General features: G+C 41.4%; 21 protein-coding genes. 8 read left to right on the top strand and 13 right to left on the bottom strand.

The window, feature by feature from the left end; genetic code table 11:
- Window positions 1-156 precede the first annotated feature (156 nt).
- The 5 genes from HUU81_RS01320 to HUU81_RS01340 all read left to right on the top strand — a co-directional run bounded on the left by HUU81_RS01320 (window position 157) and on the right by HUU81_RS01340 (window position 6,373).
- Entirely contained in the window at window positions 157-1,872 is a 1,716-nt protein-coding gene (locus HUU81_RS01320; RefSeq protein ID WP_199610488.1) for a M28 family metallopeptidase, read from the top strand.
- A 34-nt stretch (window positions 1,873-1,906) separates the two neighbouring features.
- A complete protein-coding gene (locus HUU81_RS01325; RefSeq protein WP_233520552.1) occupies window positions 1,907-3,202 on the top strand; it encodes a S1C family serine protease in 1,296 nt (431 codons plus the stop codon).
- Window positions 3,193-4,158, top strand: coding sequence for an FHA domain-containing protein (locus HUU81_RS01330; RefSeq protein ID WP_199610489.1), 966 nt, complete (start codon window positions 3,193-3,195; stop codon window positions 4,156-4,158). Before HUU81_RS01325 ends, HUU81_RS01330 begins: the two co-directional genes overlap by 10 nt.
- A gap of 250 nt (window positions 4,159-4,408) precedes the next feature.
- Window positions 4,409-5,398 (top strand): GGDEF domain-containing protein, encoded by a 990-nt coding sequence (locus tag HUU81_RS01335; protein ID WP_199610490.1) that lies wholly within the window; start codon window positions 4,409-4,411, stop codon window positions 5,396-5,398.
- Window positions 5,399-5,554: 156 nt separating this feature from the next.
- Window positions 5,555-6,373, top strand: a complete 819-nt coding sequence (locus HUU81_RS01340; RefSeq protein ID WP_199610491.1) for an MBL fold metallo-hydrolase — start codon at window positions 5,555-5,557, stop codon at window positions 6,371-6,373.
- A gap of 8 nt (window positions 6,374-6,381) precedes the next feature.
- Here the strand turns inward: HUU81_RS01340 and HUU81_RS01345 are convergent, their stop codons facing one another.
- The 3 genes from HUU81_RS01345 to ubiK are packed head-to-tail and all read right to left on the bottom strand — an operon-like array spanning window position 6,382 to window position 7,627.
- A complete protein-coding gene (locus tag HUU81_RS01345; protein ID WP_199610492.1) occupies window positions 6,382-6,744 on the bottom strand; it encodes an MGMT family protein in 363 nt (120 codons plus the stop codon).
- Window positions 6,745-6,757: 13 nt separating this feature from the next.
- Entirely contained in the window at window positions 6,758-7,309 is a 552-nt protein-coding gene (locus HUU81_RS01350) for a SixA phosphatase family protein (protein WP_199610493.1), read from the bottom strand.
- Window positions 7,310-7,327: 18 nt separating this feature from the next.
- Entirely contained in the window at window positions 7,328-7,627 is a 300-nt protein-coding gene (gene ubiK / locus HUU81_RS01355; protein WP_199610494.1) for a ubiquinone biosynthesis accessory factor UbiK, read from the bottom strand.
- Window positions 7,628-7,797: 170 nt separating this feature from the next.
- Between ubiK and rep the strand changes: the two genes are divergently transcribed.
- Window positions 7,798-9,816, top strand: a complete 2,019-nt coding sequence (rep, locus tag HUU81_RS01360; protein WP_199610495.1) for a DNA helicase Rep — start codon at window positions 7,798-7,800, stop codon at window positions 9,814-9,816.
- Here rep and HUU81_RS01365 read toward each other — a convergent pair.
- Window positions 9,787-12,501: a sensor domain-containing phosphodiesterase gene (locus HUU81_RS01365; protein ID WP_199610496.1), complete on the bottom strand. Its 2,715-nt coding sequence runs from the start codon at window positions 12,499-12,501 to the stop codon at window positions 9,787-9,789. The genes rep and HUU81_RS01365 overlap by 30 nt on opposite strands.
- Window positions 12,502-12,709: 208 nt before the next feature.
- The gene (locus HUU81_RS01370; RefSeq protein ID WP_199610497.1) at window positions 12,710-13,120 is read right to left on the bottom strand and encodes a c-type cytochrome; all 411 of its coding nucleotides are present in this window, start codon (window positions 13,118-13,120) and stop codon (window positions 12,710-12,712) included.
- 404 nt (window positions 13,121-13,524) lie between these two features.
- Here HUU81_RS01370 and HUU81_RS01375 point away from each other — a divergent pair, with 404 nt between their 5' ends.
- Both HUU81_RS01375 and HUU81_RS01380 read left to right on the top strand, forming a co-directional pair.
- Entirely contained in the window at window positions 13,525-14,556 is a 1,032-nt protein-coding gene (locus tag HUU81_RS01375) for an efflux RND transporter periplasmic adaptor subunit (protein ID WP_199610498.1), read from the top strand.
- Between the two features lie 15 nt (window positions 14,557-14,571).
- A complete protein-coding gene (locus HUU81_RS01380) occupies window positions 14,572-17,613 on the top strand; it encodes an efflux RND transporter permease subunit (protein ID WP_199610499.1) in 3,042 nt (1,013 codons plus the stop codon).
- Between the two features lie 152 nt (window positions 17,614-17,765).
- Here the strand turns inward: HUU81_RS01380 and HUU81_RS01385 are convergent, their stop codons facing one another.
- The 8 genes from HUU81_RS01385 to gspH all read right to left on the bottom strand — a co-directional run bounded on the left by HUU81_RS01385 (window position 17,766) and on the right by gspH (window position 24,045).
- The gene (locus HUU81_RS01385) at window positions 17,766-18,476 is read right to left on the bottom strand and encodes a TetR/AcrR family transcriptional regulator (protein WP_199610500.1); all 711 of its coding nucleotides are present in this window, start codon (window positions 18,474-18,476) and stop codon (window positions 17,766-17,768) included.
- 127 nt (window positions 18,477-18,603) lie between these two features.
- A complete protein-coding gene (locus HUU81_RS01390) occupies window positions 18,604-19,488 on the bottom strand; it encodes a type II secretion system protein N (protein ID WP_199610501.1) in 885 nt (294 codons plus the stop codon).
- Window positions 19,488-19,958, bottom strand: a complete 471-nt coding sequence (gene gspM, locus HUU81_RS01395; protein ID WP_199610502.1) for a type II secretion system protein GspM — start codon at window positions 19,956-19,958, stop codon at window positions 19,488-19,490. The genes HUU81_RS01390 and gspM overlap by 1 nt, the downstream gene beginning before the upstream one ends.
- Window positions 19,955-21,220 (bottom strand): type II secretion system protein GspL, encoded by a 1,266-nt coding sequence (gene gspL, locus HUU81_RS01400; RefSeq protein WP_199610503.1) that lies wholly within the window; start codon window positions 21,218-21,220, stop codon window positions 19,955-19,957. Before gspL ends, gspM begins: the two co-directional genes overlap by 4 nt.
- On the bottom strand, window positions 21,217-22,242 hold the full coding sequence (gene gspK / locus HUU81_RS01405; protein ID WP_199610504.1) for a type II secretion system minor pseudopilin GspK: 1,026 nt from the start codon (window positions 22,240-22,242) through the stop codon (window positions 21,217-21,219). The genes gspL and gspK overlap by 4 nt, the downstream gene beginning before the upstream one ends.
- A complete protein-coding gene (gspJ, locus tag HUU81_RS01410) occupies window positions 22,242-22,850 on the bottom strand; it encodes a type II secretion system minor pseudopilin GspJ (protein ID WP_199610505.1) in 609 nt (202 codons plus the stop codon). Before gspJ ends, gspK begins: the two co-directional genes overlap by 1 nt.
- Window positions 22,847-23,251 carry a type II secretion system minor pseudopilin GspI gene (gene gspI / locus HUU81_RS01415; protein ID WP_233520553.1) on the bottom strand — a complete coding sequence of 135 codons (405 nt, stop codon included), beginning with the start codon at window positions 23,249-23,251 and terminating at the stop codon, window positions 22,847-22,849. The genes gspJ and gspI overlap by 4 nt, the downstream gene beginning before the upstream one ends.
- The gene (gspH, locus tag HUU81_RS01420; RefSeq protein ID WP_199610506.1) at window positions 23,248-24,045 is read right to left on the bottom strand and encodes a type II secretion system minor pseudopilin GspH; all 798 of its coding nucleotides are present in this window, start codon (window positions 24,043-24,045) and stop codon (window positions 23,248-23,250) included. Before gspH ends, gspI begins: the two co-directional genes overlap by 4 nt.
- Between the last annotated feature and the right edge of the window lie 15 nt (window positions 24,046-24,060).

Consider the following 24,060-nt stretch of genomic DNA (forward strand, 5'->3'; position numbering starts at 1 on the left):
TATTATCGTTTTTTGTGAAAACGGGTACATTATGAGCCATTTTTATTAATATTTGCGGTGCGATAATAAAAAGGCGGTCGATTTACGATAATACCCGTACAACTTTGCTATGATAAAACCATCTTCTTGCAGTAGATTAATCCTAGGTATAATAATATGTTAAATAAGCCCATTTACCACGCCATCAAAATCTTATGTATTTTGATAACTGGCATTATTTTTTTAGCAGGTTGCAACGAATCTAATCATAAGCATACCCCGCAAACGCAAAACTTACCTGACGTTAATGCAAACAATATAAAAGCACATTTATCATTTTTGGCCAGTGACGATCTTGAAGGGCGGGACGTTGGCAGTGTAGGGCATAATATTGCGTCAAACTATGTTGCTAGCGAATTTCAGCAATTAGGGTTAACGCCTGCAGGAGACAATGATACTTACTTCCAAAATGTGCCATTACGTAAAGCGTATTTAACACCGAAAGGGGCTGAGCTCATAGTACATCAAGCAGGTGGTGATGTAAGAGTGAATTACCCTAAACAGTTTTTGGCGGCGGGCAGTGGTGTTGCCGACAACCTAGCAGTCTCGGCTGAAGCGGTATTTGTGGGCTACGGAATGGTAAGCGAGCGCTTTGGCATTAATGATTACGACGGACTAGATGTGGATGGCAAAATAGTGGTCGCGCTTGCTGGAAGGCCAAAAGCACTACCAAGTGAAGAAGGTGCGCATTTACAGTCGGGTTATGAAAAGAAGAAGCATGCGGTGGCACGTGGTGCAGTCGGGTTTATTAGTATTCACACACCTAAGCGTGAAAAAGTACGCTCGTATGCAAGTCGTTTACTGTATTTAGGTACACCAAGCGTCACTTGGTTAAACGACAATAAACCGCATGGCACTTTTGAGCAGCTAAAAGGTAGCGCTTATATCAATACAGAAGCTGCAAAACATTTATTCAGTCAGGCTGAAAAGCCACTTACAGAAGTGTTCGAAGCGGAACATCAAGATAAGGCAATTAAAGGCTTTCCGTTAAATACAAAAATTACATTAAAGCGCCGTTCTTACCACAAAGACATCACCAGCCCAAATGTGGCTGCTGTACTTGAAGGCAGCGATCCAATATTAAAAAATGAGTATGTTGTATTTAGCGCCCATTCTGATCACATCGGCTTAGCGAAAGACATAACAACACCTGATCGCATCAACAACGGTGCACTTGATAATGCGTCAGGTGTGGCTATTTTATTAGAAACAGCGCGTTTACTTAGCCAACTTGAACAAAAGCCTAAGCGCTCTATTTTATTTGTGGTGGTCACTGGTGAAGAAAAAGGGTTATTAGGCTCTAGTTATTACGCCAATAATCCAACAGTACCTATTGATGCAATGGTTGCGAATGTAAACCTTGATATGCCTTTAATTTTATTCCCGTTTGCTGATGTGATTGCATTTGGAGCTAACCATTCAACCATGGGGCCAAGTGTAGAGCGTGCTGCCAATAAACTCGGCTTAGCTCTTAGCCCTGATCCTATGCCAGAACAAGCGTTGTTTACCCGTAGTGACCATTATAACTTTGTTAAAAAAGGCATTCCTTCCGTCTTTTTAATGACAGGTATGAAATCAAAAGACCCGTCAATTGAAGGCGGTAAAGTATGGGGCGATTTTTTAAAGACACATTACCACAAACCTTCTGATCAACTAGACTTGCCAATTAGCTATGAAGCCGCTGCGGATTTTGCAAAAGTAAATATGATGATTGGACTGGAAGTGGCGAATGCTAAACAAAGACCAACGTGGGTGGAAGGCGATTTCTTTGGTGAGATTTTTACCCAAACAGATAAATCTGGAAAGCGCTCAGGTATCAAAACCGCTAAATAGTTGAATAATAGAGTTATAAGGAGATTTTACCATCGTGAATTCAGCAAAGAGTAATGCCATTATTCTACCTGCTGCATTAGTGCTAAGTTTATTACTGATGCAGTTATGGTTTGTGCCTAGTAGCACGGCAAAAGAAGCTAATCAGCTATTTGATGATTATGCACAGTCACTAGTGCAAATTCGCCTAATTGAAAAACAATCGGGTGGAAAGTCTTCTATTGGTACTGGCTTTATTATCTCTGACAAAGGCGATATAGCTACTAACTATCATGTTGTGTCGGGTTATGTGCAATCTCCTGAAAAATATCGTTTAGAGTATCAAACTAAAAGCGGCGACCGCGGCGAGTTAAGCATTTTAAATGTTGACGTGATTAATGATTTAGCCATTGTGCAAAGTAGTGAATTAACAGCAAAACCCTTTGTACTTTCTCAACAGGCGCCAAGGCAGGGGCACGAAGTTTTTGCGTTGGGTAACCCACATGATCTTGGCATGATTGTGGTGCCTGGCACGTATAATGGGTTAAAGAAAAATAGCTTTTATCAGCGTATACACTTTACGGGCTCAATTAATCCGGGCATGTCGGGCGGCCCTGCGGTTAATCAGCAGGGAGAAGTCATTGGCATAAATGTGGCAACGGCGGGTAATCAAATTGGGTTTTTAGTACCTGTTGTTCAATTAAGTCGGCTTATTGCGCAAACTGAGCTAGAGCCGGTCAGCGAAGTCGCAGCATTAAAAACAGTTATTCGCTCTCAGCTGATTTCTAACCAAAAGCGCATGTTGGACGAAATCATTAATGGCCAATGGCAGCAAGTGTCATTGGGTCCTGCGACTGTAGCAGGCGAAGTGGCACCGTTTGTTAAGTGTTGGGCAAATTCAAATAGTGATAAAAAAGATAAACAAGTTGAAAGCACCTTTTCAAACTGTGCCCTATCTGAGCGTATTTTCATTTCTGATACGTTAGAAACAGGTATGTTTGAGATGGAGTATGAATGGTTAAATGCGGAAAAGTTCAGTAGTTTTCGTTTTTACAATTTTTACGAAAAACGCATTGCCTATGCTGCACCCGCTAATAAGGCGAGTAAGGATGATGTGACCAACTTTCAATGTACACATGATTTGGTACAAGCAAATAAAGACACGCAAATAAAGTCGGTTTTTTGTGCCAGAGCCTATAAAGATTACGCTGGGTTATTTGATATCGTATATATCGCAGCTTCTATTGATAAAGAACAACAGGGATTAATTAGTCATTTTACCTTGTCAGGTGTTGAGCAATCACTAGCACAAGCATTTACCAAGAAGTTCATGGAGGCTGCAGTATGGCGCTAACAATTGAAACCATCAGCCGCTCGCGCAAAGTACTGCACCGTGAGCGAATTGATGCCGCAGAAATTACGATTGGCCGTGCTTACGATAATGATATTGTCCTTACCGAGCCGCACGTAGATCCTCATCATGCTAAGCTAATTCGAGATGGAGAAGGCCGCTGGTGGATGCATGATTTAAAGTCGTCAAATGGTATTTTCGATCAGAAAAGACAGCGCCTACTGGGCAATACTGAGGTGGAATCAGGATATATTTTTACGATTGGCAAAATTAGTATCCGCATATTGTTTGATCATCATCCAGTTTCTGAAACCCTCAAAATTAGTGGCTTAGACGATATTTTATATCCATTAAATCATGCTGGTTGGGCAGTGCTGAGTGGCTTATTGTTTGTCGGAGTATTCATTTTATTTGGTTACTATGAAACGCCCGATAAAGTTGACATGAATAAGCTGATTGTTGGTGTAATTACTTCCTTTTTTGTTATTTCGTTGTGGCCACTATTCTTCGCGCTACTTACTCGATTGTTTAAAAATGAAGTGAAATTATCTGCGCAGCTTACGGTAAGTTACGTCTTATTCTTACTCGTTTTATTGTCATCTTTTGTATTAGATATGGTGAGTTTTAACTTAAACGCGCCTAGCGTATTAGGTCCAATGACGTACTTTTGGTACGCATTTTTAGCGTTCAGCTTACTGTGGCTAAATTTTTATTTAGCGTTTCATCATAGCCATCAACGCCGCTCATTGTTAGTGGGTGGGATTGTATGCGTATTTATGGGGCTATTTATTATGATAAAAAGTCCACGAGACGACTTTGAAGTGATCCCTCACTATGACAGCACCTTGCTGCCTCCTGAATGGAATATTACAGGAACCACCTCTACGCCACAGTTTATAAATAAAACCAATGGGTTATTTGAACGTGTAGCCGAAGAAGCTGTGGAGTCAGAGCAATAGCAGTGTGTAACTGGCACTAACGGTTTTTAGCCAGTACAGTTTCGCGTGTTAAAAAAGATGCTGATTAATCAGCATCTTTTACCTGTGTGTAATACCTTGTATTAGTGAGTATCGCTGTTTAATAGCAACTAAACAGCCATTGCATTAAACAAATGCGCACTATGCTTTTATATATTATTTTTCTATGTAGTACATCAACACGCCTTATTAGGGCATATAATCTTATTGTTGAATGAGTTAAGAGCTGCTAATGGATCTATACACAGAAAGGCAGGCAGATATACCAAAGTCACTACATAAATTATTTGTAGCGCTAGCGACCGTGTCCATTTTGCTATTAACGCCTTTTACCATTAATAACATGATTCAAGGACGGATATTTTTAGGAATAGCCGGTACAGTTATTCTCGTTATTTTTGCGATTAACGCTTGGAGTATTGCTAAGCGGCGTACTTACTACCCAGGCTCCATTCTTTACGGGCTAGTACCACTTATATTAATTTTTTTAGTCTTTGCGTTATATTACCAAGGCATCATTGGCGTGTTTTGGTGTTACCCAGCCGTTATTGCATTTTATTTCTTATTGCAAAGTCGCTGGGCTTGGATTGCCAATGCACTTTTGTTGGTAATTGCCGTGCCTTTTTCTTGGGTGATGCTTGAGCAAACGATTGCGATTAGGGTCATTGTTACGCTAAGTATGGTTAGCATTTTTTCAGCTATTTTTATGAACGTCATAGCCGCGCAACAATATGAATTGCGTAAAAAAGCGGTCACGGATCCGTTAACGGGCGTATTAAACCGAGCACTACTACAAACCAATTTAGAGCAAGCCATTGCGCAACATCAGCGTTCAGCAATTCCTATGACGATAATGACATTAGATTTAGATTACTTTAAAAAGATTAACGATACATTTGGTCATGATGTGGGCGATCAAGTATTAAAGCAGTTTGCAGGATTAATAAAAAGCCGCTGCCGCAGCGTAGATAAAGTGTTCCGGTTGGGCGGAGAAGAGTTTTTAGTTTACTTGTACAACACCGACCTTAAGAATGCGTTACTTGTGGCAGAAGACATGAGAAGTCAGTTTGAATCGCTGAATATTATTCCCCAACATACCCCAACCGTAAGTATTGGTGTTGCACAATTACAGTCAAATGAAAGCTGGTTAACATGGATGAAACGCAGCGATACTAATTTGTACTTTGCAAAATCGAGCGGCCGTAATCGAGTGGTTGCTTAAGCGCCACTGCATATTCAAGTCATCATAACCTTTCCCGCGCAGGTACTACTTGAGAAACGCATTAAAACTGCTAAGCTTGCCTTTGTAACTGGTCGTACCATTTAAAATTGGTATCAGGCTTGAACACAGTATTTAATTTAGGCATTTAAAACATTTATGGCACTCATTGAAGCAGTAAACTTTGGACCAGTACAAGGCATTCGGGTTGGTCGATTTAATTTAGGCATTAACACCACGTTTATTGTATATACCTATAAAGACGTAATGATAGATTGTGGTCCAAGCAATCAATGGCCGTTCGTAAAAGAGTTTGCCACAGCATCAAATACGAAGCAGGTATTATTAACCCACCACCATGAAGATCATAGTGGCAACGCCAGTGCACTACACCATCAATTAGGCTTGCCAATTCACACTAATCAATTATGCCAGCAATTGGTAAGCAACGGATTTCCAGTGCCTAAATTAAGAAAGATGATCTGGGGTAAAGGTAATAAAGTTGAGGCTAAGTTAATTCCAGATAAGTTTAAATCAGACGCAGGCGTAGAGTTAGATGTTATGCTCACTCCTGGTCACACCGATGATATGAGCGTATTTTATGACAACCAAAACGGGTGGTTATTTACGGGCGATTTATACATTGCCTCACAGGTACGTTACTTACATAAAGAGGAAGATTTAGCCCATCAACTTGCCAGCCTAAATAAAGTACTAGAGTTAGACTTTGACACTGCTTTTTGCCCGCATCGCGGCATCATGAAACAAGGCAAACGTGATATTCAAAAAAAGCGCGACTTCATTCTTGAGCTTGTTGATTCAGTTATCGAATTGGCACAGCAGGGCTTATCCAACAAAGAAATTCAGCGGCGTTTATTAGGCCGAGAAGACATGTTAAGTATTGTATCTAGTTTTGATTTTTCTAAAAAAGAACTGATAAAAGCGTGTTTAGCGCTGGGGGAAACCACGCATAAATGATGCGTGGTTTAATGCTCTCGCTCTGCCGAATCTAGCGTAAATAGCAGCTCGTATAAATCGGGCTGCCATTGAAATTCTTTAAGCTTTACACGGTAGCCATTAACGACAACATTTTCACTTTGTAATCGTCCTTTTTGTTCTTCTGCAGTATCACTGCCCGCAGGAAAGGCGATTTGGCCTGAAGCGCGTAATACTCTGTGCCAAGGCAGCTGATGAGCTTCATCAGTATACGCTCCTAACGCTTTTCCTACTAAGCGAGCGCGGCCAGGTAAGCCCGCTAAATCTGCTACCTGACCATAACTAGCTACTTTTCCTTTGGGAATGGCTTTTACCACTAGCCAAATTTTATGGTAGTGAGGATTGTGACTCATGCCGCTCAGCTAACTATTCATTTAGCGGAAATTTTTTAGGGGTTTGAATACGTTCAGTTTTTGCTTTTCTGCTTTCTTTATGGCCTGTAAAGGTCAGTTTATATAGGCGGTCGAATTCGTCATGTTCAATTGCCAGTTCTGCTTTTCCGCCTAATTCGCGAATGGTTTCTAGTACCGTATTGCTGTGGCCTGCAATAATAATAGTGCCGTCTTGCTTACGAATTTTATCGGCTAGCGCTTTTAAGTCGCTTGGGTTGTATTCGGTAATCAACAGTTTAGATTTATCCGCAATGGCTTGAACGGTTTGTTTAGTTCGGAAATAGTCGGTGCTGTAAACGTGAGTAATTTTGCCGTCAGTGTTCGCTAAAATGTATTCCGTTAACCATTTTGCACGCAGTTTGCCATTACGATTTAACGGTGGATTGCTAGTGCCATCATCTGCTTTTTCTGCATGGCGAAATATATATACGGTATCTGCAGCGCTGGCTTGTAGGCTTACAGATAAGGCTGTGGCTAATATAGTAACTAAGAGCAGATATTGACTAATTGAGCGAATGAATGACATGAACGTTCCTTGGGTTTGTTATTCTGAGTCGGGCTGATTGTCGCTAGAAGCCGTTGCTTGTTGTGCAGTTTTAGCTTGAAGCGCTTGTTCTAATTCTGCAATTTTAAGCTCAAGTGCTGCGAGTTTTTCTCGGGTGCGTTGTAAAACCTGAGTCTGAATATCAAACTCTTCACGGGATACAAAATCAAGCTGAGACAATTTATGCTGAATAACTTGCTTAGTTTTGCTTTCCATTCCTTCGGCTAATTGTTTTACGCCTTCAGGCATGGAGTTTGAGATTTGCTTAGCGATTTCTTCTAACTTTTTAGGATTGATCATGACGATTGGCCCGTTAAATAATATGTTTATCTATCAATAAGATTGATTATAAAGACTAGTGTAGAAGAATAAAATTTATTTTGATACGTATTGCTTACGCTTAAATTGGTATAAAATCCCCCTCCCGTTAAATGCTGCAATTTCCGCCAATATTACAGAGTGCAATTTAAATGAAGTTAAATCCCGGCCAGCACGACGCCGTTCATTACGTTACAGGACCTTGCTTGGTGTTAGCAGGTGCAGGATCTGGTAAAACGCGCGTGATCACCAATAAAATTGCGCACTTAGTGCAAAATTGTGGCATGCCTGCCCGAAATATTGCTGCGGTAACCTTTACAAATAAAGCAGCGCGGGAAATGCGCGAGCGGGTTAGTCAAACCCTTGGGCGTAAAGAAGCAAGAGGGTTGATTGTTTCTACCTTTCACACGTTAGGCTTAGAGATCATCAAAAAAGAAATTAAAACGCTGGGCTTTAAACCTGGATTTACTTTATATGATGATCAAGATACAAAAAAACTGTTAGATGAATTAACGGAAACTGAGCTTAAAAGTGACAAAGACTTACTGTCAATGTTGCAAAGCCATATTGGTAACTGGAAAAATGATTTACTATCGCCTGAGCAAGCCATAGCGCAGGCAGATTCTGCACAATCGCGTCAGTTTGCTGCATGTTACGAGAAATATCAGCGACATTTACGTGCATATAATGCCCTCGATTTTGATGATTTGATCCTTATTCCTACTTTATTGTTACGCGACTCGGAAGAAGTAAGAGCGCGCTGGCAGCACCGTATTCAATATTTATTGGTGGACGAGTATCAAGATACCAACACTAGCCAGTATGAATTTGTGAAACTGTTAGTTGGTGAGCGGGCACACTTTACCGTAGTAGGCGATGATGACCAGTCTATTTACTCTTGGCGTGGTGCAAAACCACAAAACTTAGTGTTATTAGGCAAAGATTTTCCTGCCCTTAAATTAATTAAACTAGAGCAAAACTACCGTTCTTATGGTCGTATACTCAAGTCAGCTAATATACTTATCGCCAATAACCCTCACGTATACGAAAAAGCCCTGTTCAGTGAGCTGGAATATGGCTTACCGCTACGAATCATTGGTACTAAAGATGAAGAGCATGAAGCTGAACGCGTTGTTGCTGAATTAATTAGCCACCGTTTTATTAATAAAACACAGTATGGCGAGTATGCCATTTTGTATCGTGGTAACCATCAATCGCGCGTCTTTGAAAAAGCATTAATGGTTAACCGTATTCCTTACAAAATTTCGGGTGGCACATCATTTTTCTCGCGCGCAGAAATTAAAGACATCATGGGTTATTTACGGTTATTGGTAAATGCCGATGATGACAATGCTTTTTTACGTATTTGTAATGTGCCTCGTCGCGAAATAGGTGCAGCCACCTTAGAGAAAATAGGCACATTAGCAAATGAAAAGCACATTAGTTTGTTTGCTGCTTGTTTTGAACCTGAATTAGCAGAGCGCTTATCAGGGCGTTCATTAACTGCAGTGCAGGCTTTTTCCCGTTGGCTAGTGGAAACGGCTGATCAAGCTAAGCGTGGCGACACCATTGATGCAGTTCGTGGCTTGGTTAAGCAAATTAATTATGAAAATTGGTTATACGAAACTAGCGCCAGTGCTAAAGCCGCAGAAATGCGCATGAAAAATGTTAGCGAACTGTACCGCTGGATTGGCAATATGCTAGAAGGCGATGACTTAAATGAGCCGCTGTCACTTGCCGAAACGGTTACCAAGCTTACCTTGCGTGACATGATGGAACGCAATGAAGAGGAAGAAGAGGCGGATCAGGTACAGTTAATGACCTTACATGCTTCTAAAGGGTTAGAGTTTCCGTATGTCTTTATGGTGGGTATGGAAGAGGGCTTATTGCCACACCAAACCAGTATTGACGAAGAAAATGTCGATGAAGAGCGCCGCTTGGCATACGTAGGCATTACACGCGCACAAAAAGAGCTGTTTTTCACATTGGCAAAAGAACGTCGTCAATATGGTGAAACAATTCGTCCTGAACCCAGTCGATTTTTACACGAATTACCACAAGATGATTTAATTTGGGAGTTGGGTAAAAAAATAGAAACGAAATCGCAGCGCCAAGAAAAAGCCAAATCACATATTTCTAATTTACGCGCTATGTTGAACCGTAGCGAGTGATGTATGGCTGTCGCATGCATTGCGTTCATCGCTCATGGATGGGGTAAGGTGGTTGCCTAGATAGTGGCCTTGCCCAAACACACAGCCTTGCTCTTGTACTAATAACAGTAATTTTTGCGATGTAATGCCTTGTGCGATTAAATTAAAACCTAACCCTTGGCTTAATGCGATAACCGTTTTTAGTAACGTTTGATGCTTTTGGTTGGTATATAAACTCTTCACAAAGTTTCCACTTAGCTTAACAAAATCAAATGGGTATTGGCTAATGCAGGTTAATGACATGGTACCGCTACCGTAGCCGGTTAACGCAGTTTTAATCTCTGCCCGTTTTAGCATTTTTAAACCATGCTGAGCCGCGTCACCCAATTTTAATAGTGCTGTTTCCTCAAACTGAAAACATAAGCGTTGTACCGCTAAGTTGTGCTGTTGAATGCGCGCTATAATGGCTGCTATCATTTTCGGTTGGGTTAAACAGCTAGGCGTTAGGGTAAGACAAACAAGTGCGGCATCCTGTAATTGACCTGATTTCATGTGCTGACAAGTAGCATCGACGATCAGTTGATCAATATCTTCCATCACACCAATAGATTCAGCCATATCAATAATATCAGCCAACGGGGTTTTACCTAGCTGTGGATGTTGCCAATATGTATTACCCTGAAAACCAATAGTTTGAGCCGTTTCCAAGTTAACGATAGGTTCAAATTGGAACTCAAACTTTTGTTGTTCTACAGCATGGTGTAATGCTTCTTCTAGGGTAAGTTCTTCCAACAATTGTTGGCGCATGCTGTCGTCGAATACCACATAACGTCCGCGTCCAATATGTTTTGCTTGATACATGGCCGCATCAGCATCTCGCATAATTTCATCACTGTCGTTGTACGCATCAGTACATGCGGCAATACCAATGCTTGCACCACTATATACTTGCTGATTTTCGAAGGTAAATGGCTTAGCTATTTTGCTAATAATACGTTGAGCGATATCTTCGGCATCATCCTTCGATGTCATTAAATTCAGTAAAATGACAAATTCGTCGCCACCGAGTCTTGCTAGCGTGTCGTTATCACGGATACATTCGGTGATACGCTCGCTCACATCAATTAAGAATTGATCACCAGCATGATGCCCTAACGTATCGTTTATTTTTTTAAAGCGATCTAAGTCAATAAACAATACGGCAAAGTTATGTTCATGATGGCGTTTACGCTGTAATAAAGCTTGCTTTAAACGTTCAGTAAATAAGGTGCGATTAGGTAAGCCAGTTAATGCATCGTGGTGTGCGTCGTAATACAGCTTTTCTTCAATTTTTCTACGTTCTTCAATTTGTAAGCGCAGAAATAAATTAGACTGACGGAGCTCTTGCGTGCGTTCTAACACTTTATGCTCTAACTGTTCGTGGCTTGCTTTTAGTTTCTCGGACGCCAATTTACGATGAATAGTAACGGCAAGGTGGGTAGACACAAATTTGACGAGATCAACGTCTTTTTGCTGGTATTGATACCGATTGTTATAAGCTTGAACCGCTATAATACCGATTACCTCGCCATCAATTATTAGGGGTGCACCTAGCCAGCTGGTAGTAATGCGATCAGGTGTTTTGTCGCCCACACGGCGTTGATATTCAGCCGATTTTGCAAGGGCTAATGCATTTTCTCGGTCAATCAGTATCGCTTCTCTTGAATTGATAACTTGCTCGGTAAAGCCACATCCTAATTTACGTGGCTTAGCGTGTTGTTGATAACAGTCAACAAAATAAGGAAAGCTAAGCTGTTGTTTATCAGGTGAGAGTAACGCAATAAAGTAATTTTCTGCATACACAAGTTCAGCCAAAATATGATGTGTTTGGCTATAAAACTCATCCATACTTTGTGTAGCAGCGGTTAATTCGGATATTTTGAATAGGGCTTCTTGCAGCTTTTCAGCTCGCTGTCGTTCATTAACTTCTAGCTCTAGCGCGTGATTAGTTTGGCTGAGTTCAATGGTGCGCTGCTTCACGTCATACTCTAGCAGCTCTCGGCTTTTCACTCGGTTAATTGCCGTGACAAGATGTGTTGCTATGAATGCTAAAATATCAACTTCAACGGCCCCATAACAGACTGACGAGTCATAAGATTGTACGGCCATAACACCAATAACCTGGTTGTTACGGCAAATTGGCACACCCATCCAACTTTGCGATAAAGAGCCAATGGGCGCTACTTTGTTTTCATCAATTAACTGTTGTTGCTGTGCTTTATCTACTAATAAGGGTTCACCAGAATGGTAAACCAATCCGGTTAAGCCAGTATAAAAGCTACTGGGCTCGATAAAGGGGATGGTGTTATGGTCAACTAAGTCGGTGAAGTATTGAAGCTCTAACTGTTGCTCTTCTTCACTGTGCAGCACAATATAAAAGTTTTCTGCTTTAAAAAGTGAAGACACCACTTTATGAATGGCGGGATAGAACAGTGTCATTTCTGTAACAGTGCTAGCCAGTTCAGAAAGCTGTAATAAACCATGTTGAACAGTGCGTAAATGTTTATATTTAGTAAGCAATTGCTGTAATCGCTTATTTTTATGCATTAGTTGCTGGTATGAAGCTTGAGAAGAGACGCTATGCTCTGGATGTTCACTACCAATATTAATGCCATTTACACTGCTGGGCATGGATGAGGTGATCCCTTCTAATATTGAATAACACATTGAGTATGAGCCAGTCTATCAGGTTGCAAAAGCTTGTCTATATCGAAAAGGAATAACCACACAAACAAAATGGCATCTTGTTGTAATTGCTCTTTTTTTAAAATAAATGGAGATGTTTTAAGCTTGTGACAAGCATTAATGAGGTGTTTTAAAAAGACGAATCTTATGATCCGTCTTTTTTAAGTCATTTTTGACGTGGTAATAAAAGTTATGCGCCTTCTAGCATAAAGTCGATAGCAGCTTTAATTTCGTCATCAGAACAAGACATACACGTGCCTTTTGGTGGCATGGCATTAAAGCCATTAATCGCATGATCAACTAGCACATCCATGCCTTTTTCTAGGCGTGGTGCCCAAGCGTCGCTATCACCTTTTTTAGGTGCGCCCATCGCGCCTGTGCCATGACAAGCAAAGCAGCTAGCTTGGAATACATCGCCACCAGAACGTGGGCCAGTTGGTGCTGCTGGTGCAGCGGCTGCAGTTTCACCTTCGACGTAAACTTGTCCTACCGGTTGAATGCGTTTTTTGATGGCGTCATCTTTCGATTTGTCTTCCGCGGCTACTGCGAAAACAGATGATGCTGAAATTACCAGTGCCAATGCAACAGATAGTTTTTTCATAGAGTTAGTCCTACTTGTCGAAGAGTTACGATCTATTTTATTTAATTATTCAAGATTATAGCCACTGATGAGGGGGCAATTAAAGTCTTAAGGGTTATATTTCGCATTATATTTAGCGTTAAGTCACAAAAAAACACTTTTTTGCTATAAATAATCTCAATTCTGATGAGGAGGCGGGTAGCAGCGACCTCGTTTTGTAATATTCAACAGGAAGAATAAAAGTATAGGGATAGGTGTCTATAGCCTTTTTTGATAACAAGCACAGCGTACATTGAGGAAAAACTTTTAGACTCAATAGCTGGTTAATACAGTGAAAGGTGGTTGTTGACGGTTGAGGGAATAGGCATTACCATAAATGTGAACACTGAATACATTTGAAACTTACTCATTCTGAGGCTTAAATAATGCGCTTTCATCAACTCTTTTCCAGCTTAATTCTATTACTCACGATTAGCTTATTTAGCTTGTGTAGTTTAGCTGTGTATGCTCAGCAAGACGTTGCTAAAGCAGTTACCGTTGCTGAAGTGCAGTTTCAAACTTACCAGCAAACCATTGCAAGTGTGGGAACATTAGCCAATAAAAAGCAAACGTCATTATCATTTAAAATTGGCGGCGTTGCATCGCGTGTGTTAGTGGATGAAGGGGACACCGTAAAACGTGGGCAAGTGTTAGCAAAGCTAGATCAAGCCGAGATTAAAGCGCAGGTAGAACAGGCGCGTTCGGTATATGAAAACGCTAATCGAAATCTTAAACGCTTTGAAACGTTGTATAACGACAAAGTGATCACTCAAGAACAATATCAAAGTGCGCAAACACAAGTAGATGTTGCTAAGTCAAATTTACAAATCTCAGAATTCAACCTCAAGCACTCGCAAATAAAAGCCCAAGATGACGGGGTTATTCTTAAGCGCATGGTGGAAGAAAGTGAATTGGTTGCCCCTAATCAAGCTGTATTCGAAATGAGTAATAAAAAACAAGGCTGGGTATTACGAATAGGTTTAACCGACAAAGACATCATTAAGCTCAATCAGGGAGACGCAGCCACTATCAACTTTGATGCTTATCCCGCTAACACCTTCAATGCAACAGTTACAGAAATAGCCGCAGCAGCACGTGGTAATGGACTGTTTGAAGTGGAATTACAACTAGAGGCAACGGCAAAGCGCTTGTTTGCAGGTTTTGTCGGCCACGCAAAGATTTCGGTAAATTCGACGCAGCAGGTTGCACTCATCCCCATCGAAGCATTAGTAAAAGCACAGCGTGAGCAGGGCACTATATTCGTGATTGAAAATCAACGAGCGGTATCGCGAGCAGTTAGCATTGCCTTTATTAATGAGCAATATGTTGCGCTAAGTGACGGCGTTGAGAATGGTGAGCAAGTGGTTGTGCAAGGGGCGGCATACTTGCGTCCTAATATGTCTGTTAATGTACAATAAGGGAAAGCGTTAATCATGAATTTAGCAAGAGCTGCCCTGCATAATTATCAATTTAGCATTATTGGCTTATTACTGTTAGTCGCGCTAGGTGCCATTTCATTGGCAACGATGCCACGTAGTGAAGATCCGCAATTTGATTACCCTTACTCGATGGTGTCGGTGGTGTACCCGGGAACGGATGCAAGCGACATGGAAAAAATGGTACTCGATCCCTTAGAAGAGGCAATTAACGAGCTAGAAGATATTAAAGTGATCAAGTCTGAAGTAGAAGATGGCTTAGCGGTAGTGCGTATTGAGTTTTTAATTGAAACTGATCCTGATGATAAATATGACGATGTCGTCGGGGCAGTGGCGCGAATACGTAGTGAATTGCCCAGTGATATTTTTAGTTTAAATATTGAGAAAGTGTCGCCATCTGACGTGAATATCATGCAATATGCGCTAACGTCGAGCACTGAACCATACAGTGAACTAAGGTATTTTGCCGATAAATTAGATAAAAAAATTCAGCAAGTCACAGGCGTAAAGCGTGTTGATGTGGTCGGTGTGCCAGAGCAGCAATTACAAGTAAACGCTGACATTGTAAAAATGAAAGAGCTAGGCGTGTCGATTACACAGCTAAGCGACGCCATAAAAAGCGCCAGCGCTAATATTCCAGCAGGCCATGTTAATGCCGCCACACGCCGCTTTACTGTTAAAACATCAGGCGACTTTGAAAGTGTTGAACAGTTAAAACGCACAGTGGTTGCGCATTCATCATCATATGTACTTTATGTGGAAGATGTTGCAGAAGTAAGAATTGCTGATGGTGTGCCAAGTTACTTAGGCGTGTATAACAAGCAGCCCGCATTGTTTATTAGTGTGGTACAGCGTAAAGGCAGCAACATTTTTGATGTGATTGAAACCGTAAAAAAAGAAACCGACCTATTTGCTGAGCGTTTACCTAATACTATCGAATTGTCTTTAGTACATGATCAAAGTATTAGTGTTGAAGAGCGAATTAATGGATTTTTCTCAAACTTATTACAAGGGCTGGTGCTGGTTGGCATTTTTACATTTGTGGTACTGGGATTTCGTGCTTCGATTGTGATTGTGACTGCCATTCCGATGTCGGTATTTATTGGCATGGGCTGGGTTGATATTGCGGGCTATGGGCTGCAACAAATGTCGATAGTCGGCTTAGTTATCGCGTTAGGTTTACTGGTGGATAACGCGATTGTGGTGACGGATAATGTTGGTCGTTATATTCGACGAGGTGAAAACCCATTTCAAGCTGCCGAAAAAGGGGCATCTCAAGTTGCGATGGCTGTAGCAAGTGGGACTTTTACCACCATTTTAGCCTTCTTTCCCATCTTATTATTAAACACCGGCTCGGGCGTATTTATTCGCTCCATGCCAGTTACGGTGATCTTAACACTGTTTGCAAGTTTATTAGTTGCCATCGCCTTTTCACCACTGATGGCGGCTTGGTTGCTAAAAACAAAAAGCACGAAAAAAACCAGAGGATTGGCATTTATTGATGAGAAGTTAGGCACGCGCTATCGCAAAGCATTAGCCTACTCGTTACATAACCCGAAGAAAATATTATTGGCGGCAATGTTAGTATTCTTCGGCAGTATTAGTTTGTTTCCTTTTATTGGCGTTAGTTTATTTCCTAAAGCCGAAAAAGCCGCATTATTGGTAAATATAGAGTTACCCGAAGGCACTGCATTTGAACAAACGTATCAAATGGCAAACAAAGTTGAGCAAGTTTTATCAAATCATAAGCTGGTTGATAACGTGGCAGTAAACGTAGGCAAGGGTAATCCACGGATTTACTATAACGAATTTCCACGCCGTCAGGTGGCTAATTTCGGGCAACTTTATGTGTTGCTTAATGATCACAAGGCCGAAAATGTTACACCGCTGGTACAACAGTTGCGCAAAGAGTTTAGTAAGTGGCCGGGCGTAAATATTACTGTAAAAGAGTTTATGCAAGGGCCGCCTGCGGAAGCGCCAATCGAGATCCGTATTATTGGTGATGAGTTGGATAAATTACGTGATGTCGCGATTGATGTTGAACGCATGCTGGAAGATATCGAGGGCACGGTGAGCATCGATAATCCGATCAGTAAAAATAAAATCGACTTACAGGTTACAATAAATCGTGAAAAAGCGGCGTTACTTGGCGTGCCTATCCATCATATTGACCAAGCAATTAGGGCGAGCTTGGTAGGTGAGCGTGCAGGTATTTATCGTGACCAAAGGGGGGAGGAGTTTGCTATTGTGGTAAAAGGGCAATCTAAGCAAGAACCTTCGCTCACTGATCTTCAGCAATTAGTGGTAACCAATCGACAAGGTGACATTTTGCCTATTACGCAAGTTGCTGATATTGAGATGATAACTGCTATTCCGCGTTTTAGGCATCATAATTTAGAGCGTATGGCGGCCGTTACCTCTGACGTTGAAGCAGGCTATCAAATTGAAGCGTTGACCAATCAAGCGATAGAGAAGCTAGATCAATATGACTTTCCTGAAGGGGTAAGTTATTTGATTGGCGGCGAGCAAGAAAACCGTAAAAAAAGCTTCAGTGGCATGTCGCAAGCCTTTATGGTTGCTTTAATGGGCATTTTCGCGGTGCTTGTGTTGCAGTTTAAGTCGTTCTCACAACCGCTGATTATTTTTGCGGCTATCCCCTTTGCCATTAGTGGTGCCTTTTTAGGCTTATTTTTAGCGGGTTATACCTTTTCATTCACCGCATTTATTGGTTTAACGTCTTTAATTGGGATCGTAGTAAACAACTCGATCATTCTAGTTGATATGGCAAACCAGTTATTGGCATCAGGTAAAGATAAAATGGAAGCCATTTTGTCAGCATCAACCAGTCGCCTATCACCAATACTGCTAACCACAATGACTACGATTGGTGGGCTATTGCCGCTCACTTTAGAAGGGTCAACAATGTGGTCGCCAATGGGATGGGCAATTATTTCTGGGTTGCTAGTATCAACGTTACTCACGCTGTTTGTGGTGCCAGTATTGTATCAATGGCTAACGGTGAGAAAGCAGGTGACTTAGGCTGAGGTATGGTTAAATTCTTTTCACTTTTTGTCATACAGTCTGTAATCTTTGCTTTGATCGGGAGCTATTCTGGCAAAGTGAGATCGCGAAAAACGAAGAGAGATATGAGGCCTATCAACCTGTATAGCGCTAAGGCTGAGAGTTATATGTTAGGGCGCGTGTCTAAGCAACCCAAATAATAAAGCGTCACATAAGCCTTTTATGAGCGCCTCGTTAGTATCTACCGGCTTGTCGTCAGTACTGGTAATTGTGGTAGCGATATTTTTTTCAGTAATTAACCCTGTGGTTGTGTCACCGTGCTTTTCAGCATGTCGCGCTATTTGGCCATCGATTGCCAGCGAAGCAAAACCATGCACAATGGACCATGCTGATAAGGCGAGTTGTTCAGACGGAATATCTTTAAATATACCCTTGGTTAAACCATCTTCAATAATGCCCGTTAAAATGCAATAACCATCAGACGCACACGCTTCAAGTTCTTCGGTTTCAAGCTCATGATTACGAATACCAAACATTAGGCGATAGGTTTCAGGGTGCGAACAAGCGAATACAATATAAGCTCGACCAGTCGAACGTAATGCCAGTACAGGATCGTCAGGGTGTGTGTGCACTGCTTGTTGCATTGCGGCTCGAAGCATGTCAAAGCCTTGGCTAACGATGGCCGTAAGTAGCGAATTTTTATCAGAAAAGTGTCGGTAAATGGCAGATTGAGACACTGACAAATCCCGCGCAACTGCACGTAAACTGAGTTTTTCAGCACCACCGGCTTTAATATGCTGCAATGCCGTATTCATTAAGGCTTGGCGTAAATTACCATGATGGTAATTTTTCTTTTCTGATACGGACGTCGCAGTACTCACGTGAGATGTATTGCCTTTGTAGTAGAAGTAATAAAAATGCTTAATATAAAGACTAGTATGATCTGTTGCTATTTAAGCAAATACATCTAGTTATTATATACCTAGTCATTATATACCTAAACTTATGCTACCACTCAACCGTATATTGGCCTTGTTGGTTAGGTTTACCTAAGTATTGCATGGCATCATGTACTGACTTTGGTAGCGAAGCGTCAGGTTTCATCACACCGTTTATCGTGATTTGATTATTATCTACCAACTTCACAACGGCATCTAATCCCAGTTTGTTATTCGGGTTAAAAGCCATCGTTACATTGCGCTCAGCACAACTTAAACTAGCATCCATTGCATTAAGGTTAATAAATTGCCCATAGACATTTGCATTGGCGTTTTGCCAAACAATATCGCCTTGCATCAATTCACAACGTAACGCATTGGATGCAGTAATATCGAGCTCTGCTTGTGCAATATCAATCAGAAACCGACCTTGCAGGTTAGCATCTATAGGAAGCGTTAAATAATGAGCGATTTGATTTGCTGGCGCACGCAATTTGAAATCATCCAAGGTGATGATGTTCTTTGACGCTTCAGCTGGATTGCCTGAATCAGGCGCGTGGTTAGTTTGTGCTGGTGATAGCGCAGCAATAGGTAGATGAATATTACCGCTCATCGAAAGTGATTGCGCTTGGCGCGAATTATCTACTTTAATGTTTGCGTCAATATTGCCTAATAGTAATTGAGTGGCTGATAGCTCCCACTTAACCTTATTAAGATTAATGTTGGCAATACGCATGTATTGCGCCTCGCCTTGCCATATTGTTCCAGTCGGCGCTGAAATATTAACGTTGGGTGGCAACATATTACGTTGCTTTGCTTGCTCTACTACCCATGCTGCTGGCAGATTAATAATGAGAAAGAAACAGTACAAAAAAAGAAAAACAACGCCAATGTATATTAGAGATTTAGTGCTTACTTTATTGTTTGAACTTGGCTGTGAGACGGCTTCAGACATTATGCTTTAATTAACTCCAAACGACGAACTTTAACAATACCCGCTTGATCAGCGGCAGACACATCAAACTGATTTACTTTTACTTGATGACGGCTTTCTAATTGTGCTAACCAGCTGACTAATTCGTCAAACGATGCTTCTTCAATCCATAGTTGCAATTTATCTTCGCGTGGCTGCATTCTTGAAATGGTAAAGCCATAACCAGAGGTGGTGCGGTTAACAATTTGGCTTAATGAACCAGTATTGCTGTTACGGCTTGTAGTTCCAGCGGCTTTTATCTTAGCAATGCTATTTTGAGCCCACTGATTCAGTTCAATTTGTTGTGTTAAATTATGCTTTAAGGTTTCTTGTTTATTGGCGAGAGGTTGCCAAATTCCCCAATAAATAATAGCAATGACGACAAACACACTCATCGCACCGACCAACACTTTTTCGCGGTCGTCTAATTTTTCCCAATGCTCTTTTATCATTTGTTGTTCCTCACAATTAATGAGCCCACCACAGCGTCACCGTCGTTATTAAGTGCGCCTTGATTGACTTCAAGCCCTTGCTTTTCTAACGCCCCCTTAACTTGTTCAAACGTTTGGAAGTCGTTTGCTCTGGCTTGAAAACGCACTTCCTGTCGGGTTGCGTCAAATCGCAACGACTCTGGCGTTAAATTCGCAGCGCCAGTGAAGGCGGGCAATACTTGTTCTAATTGAGCAATAAACCCTAATTGATTACCTGTATCAGAGCCGACCGCATTGAGTTTTTGTCGTAATTGCTTACGAATAAGGCTGACACGCACACGCTCTTTTGGGAATGCGTCTTTATAAATAGTAACGAGGTGCTGTTGTTGTGCATCTAATTGCTGCTGTAGCTGATGAATTTCTAATCCTTTATAAACCAGCAATGAAATAAACGCGACGCCTGCTGCTATTGCTGTAATACGCCACTTTTTAAGCTGCTTTAAATGGTTGCTTTGTTGTTGGTATGTGCCTTGTAATAAATTGAAGGCCGTTGCACGACTTGCATTAGCGCATAGTTTAAGCGGTAATTCTGCAGGTTCATCAACCACTTTAATATTTAAGCCTAAATGCTCAATATGCGTTTTTACTGCTTCGTCGTAACAATGGATGTCTGGTGCTGATAGTGTTGTTTCACTCTCTTCGTTATCCTGCTGATGATTGGCATATTGCTGAATTAAAAACAATGACACCCAACTATCATCAATGCTCATAGCTTGATATTTGCCATGGCGGAATAGCCACTGGTTTTTTAAACGTGTTACTGTCATGTTGTTATCAAATACAGGCAGGCATAGTGCGTCTGGTGCAAATATTTGTGTATATATATCCGCGTCGTCTAGCCACTCTTGCCAGCTTTCCATGTTTTGATGGCTGACAATAGCAACGTCGGCATAATACCCTTCATCGTCTTGATCATTATTAATCACAACAAGGTGAACGTCATCGATATCTTGTGCGATATCTTCTTCAAGCATATAAGGCAGTGCAGTTTGCAATTTGCGGCTGTATTTACTAGGTAAACGTACGCGGCAGATAGTGACATCTGCAGTAGGAACAAGCACATAGGTTTGTCTACCGCTGCAATGATGACTGATAGACGTTAATGCAGAGGCATTTTCTAATTCGCCTGAAGCTATAATTTCTTGCTCTTGTTCAGACCAAACTAGCCAGTGGATAGGTTCATCGGCTTGTGAGTTTAACCTGATAAATACTTGTTCTTTCACTCGTTATCTCCAAAACGTCGTGCCAGCGTTTTTACTTGATAAGCATTCTGTTTATTATCTGCGACGGTTAATATTGACGTTAATTTAAAACGGCTCTGATCGTAGGTAGTGATCGCTTTTAATTTAAAAAATTCGGATTTGATATCAAAGCGCTTCTTGAATTTATCATCCAAGTTGGGCTGTTTTTTTACATCGCTGTGATCCCAAAAATCGTCGATGCTACCAAATCCAGCCTCGCCTCGGCTTGATAATACATTTTGCGCTTCGGCCACAGTCATTTTTTCAAACAAAGCTGCTAATAGCGGCGCTTGTTCCTCTGTTAATGTATTTACATTGGTGATCTGGGTGTCGGTATTTGGGATCACACATAAATAAGGCTTAAGCTTGGCGATTAGGATAGGGTTGAACCCTAAAATTAAACGTAATTCGGACTCTGTGACCATGCTGGTGTTGGCACTAAGGTAAGGATGTTCTAATGCTGCATAGTCATCTTCTTCGGCGCTGCCACCTGTAATCAGTTGGCTGTCGTCATCTAACCAATCATAAACCCGCATGGCGAGGTCTTCAGGATAAATATCGGTAGGTAGCTCGACTAGCTCAAACAAACGCTGCAATGATTTAGTGGCGTAATTAACTGTGTTGGTGCGAGTGTTCGTATTTGAGTTAGCAGATTTTTCTTTTAATGCATTTAAGTTTAAACATGCTTGTAGGTCAGTGATTTCACCTGCAATCGTGCCATTATCAACAGGGTAGGCCATGTCTTTGGCTGCCCAAGGCTGGCTTAAATTAACTTCGCCTTCTGAATCTTCTAGCGTTTTACGGATAACTTGTTTCACAAAGGCTTCTGCACTCATACCATACCAATATGCTTGCTGATGGCCTTGCAGGTTGATTTGTCGCTGCATTTGTAATTGTAGGCGACCATTCATATCGGCTGCGATAATAATGACAATGGCAACCACTAATAATACCGATACTAATGCAACACCAGATTGTTTATGAGCTAGGCGAGAATGTGTCATTAACCTAACTCCACTTGATCAGGTAGCAGAAAAATACGAACTATTTCACCTAACTCTTTGGTTTTAATGGTCACTTTTACCGCTTCAGGTAAAAATTCATTTTGCCACTTTTCAGCCCATTTACCTTGGTTGAAGTATTCCACTTCAAAGGCTTCTACGTCTTCAAATAAAGGTTGAATTTTCGGCTCTGTGCCAGCCACAGGATCAACAAAAATATGAAATAGGCGCTCTAATTTACCTTCATATAATCGGTATGCGACAGATTGTAATTCACTGCGAGGCATCATTAATAGTGGGTTGCGCCAGCCGTCACGTGTGAACGCAACGCCATCGGCTGTACTTTCTAACATGAACTCGTCACCTATCATCACTGTTTTAGCTGCGGCCTCACCGTCGATGCGAATGTGGCGAATACTGGCTTGTTGAAAGTCTTTTTCCATTATTTGAAAAGAAAACTGCGCCTTTTGTAACGCAGAGATTTTCTCTTTTGACACCGTATTACCTTGTAACACACTATCTAAAACAGAATATGAGGCTAAACCCAGCAAGGCGAAGATGGCTGTTGCCATTATCATTTCAAGTAAGGTAAACCCTTTCACGTTCTTCATTTTGGCCTACCTAAGTATGAAGTTACGCTCATGATCGGGTTGTCGGTAAGATCATTTTCGGTCGCTGCCACCACAACGGTAACTTGGCGTAGGCTATCGTCTTCAGTTTTTTTCACGTTTTGCAGCCAATGCCACTCGCGGCTCGCCATAGTTAGCTTACCTTTTTTGTTGTTTTGCGGCGGCCACTTTTTTTCAATATGTACTTCAGCCATTCTATTAGCAGCAACCCATGATGCAAGTGTGTGCTCCTCCATTAAGGTTACGCCTTGAAGATGGCCGCTAGTTGCATGCATTACTGCGGTTCCTGCAATTGCAAAAACAGCTAACGCAACCAGTAATTCTAATAAGGTAAAACCGCGCTGAATAATGGTAAAAGCGCCTTGTTTCGTTGCCATTATCATGATGTTGGCCTTTCTAATGGGCCTGCTAATTCAAGCGGGATGGTGAATTTTGCCGATACTTCATAGTAAATAGCTTCTTCACCTGCTTCATCATAGCCAAAGGTCACTTTAAAGGGGGTTAGTTCGCCCGACGATAAAATAAAAATTTGTGGGATAAGAGGTGGCTTATTCTCATCTCGGACAGCGCTATTAGCTGAGCCTTGATTATTGCTACTTTTGGAGTCAGCATCGCTATCTTTAGCGTCTTCATTTTCTTCATCATCGTCGCCAAATAAACCGCCTTGCTCTTCTTCTTCCCAATTGATACCACCAAGTAAACTATCTTCGCCCCAGCCAAGCCCTTCCAACTCAAGTGATACGGTAAATGGTTCAGGCATTTTATGTAGATCAAAATGCGCGGGCTCGGTTAGTTCTTGCCAGCGTCTGCCATCAAATACTAGGTATTGATAGCTGTTATCAACGACAGTTAAACCAAGCTCAAATTGATTCAGTACCGCATACTCGGTGGCGAGTTGGGTTAATGCTTGAAAACGTAGTGCTTCTTTTTCTAACTCTTCTTGCTTTGACGTTGTGAAATTAGTAAAGCTGACCGCTGATACTAATATTCCCATAATGAGGATAACAAGTAGGACTTCTAGCAACGTAAAGCCACGAGAAGTTAATGCACCAGAGCTAGAGGGAAGTGATGAGTTCATTGATAATTTAGACATGCTTGATAACGCAGCGGGAAATGAGCCTGCTGTTGTTTGTGTGTAATGACTGCATACTGCTTTAACATTTGTGTGATGACGCATAGTGTTTCACTGTTT

Source organism: Flocculibacter collagenilyticus, assembly GCF_016469335.1.
Lineage (GTDB): Bacteria > Pseudomonadota > Gammaproteobacteria > Enterobacterales > Alteromonadaceae > Flocculibacter > Flocculibacter collagenilyticus.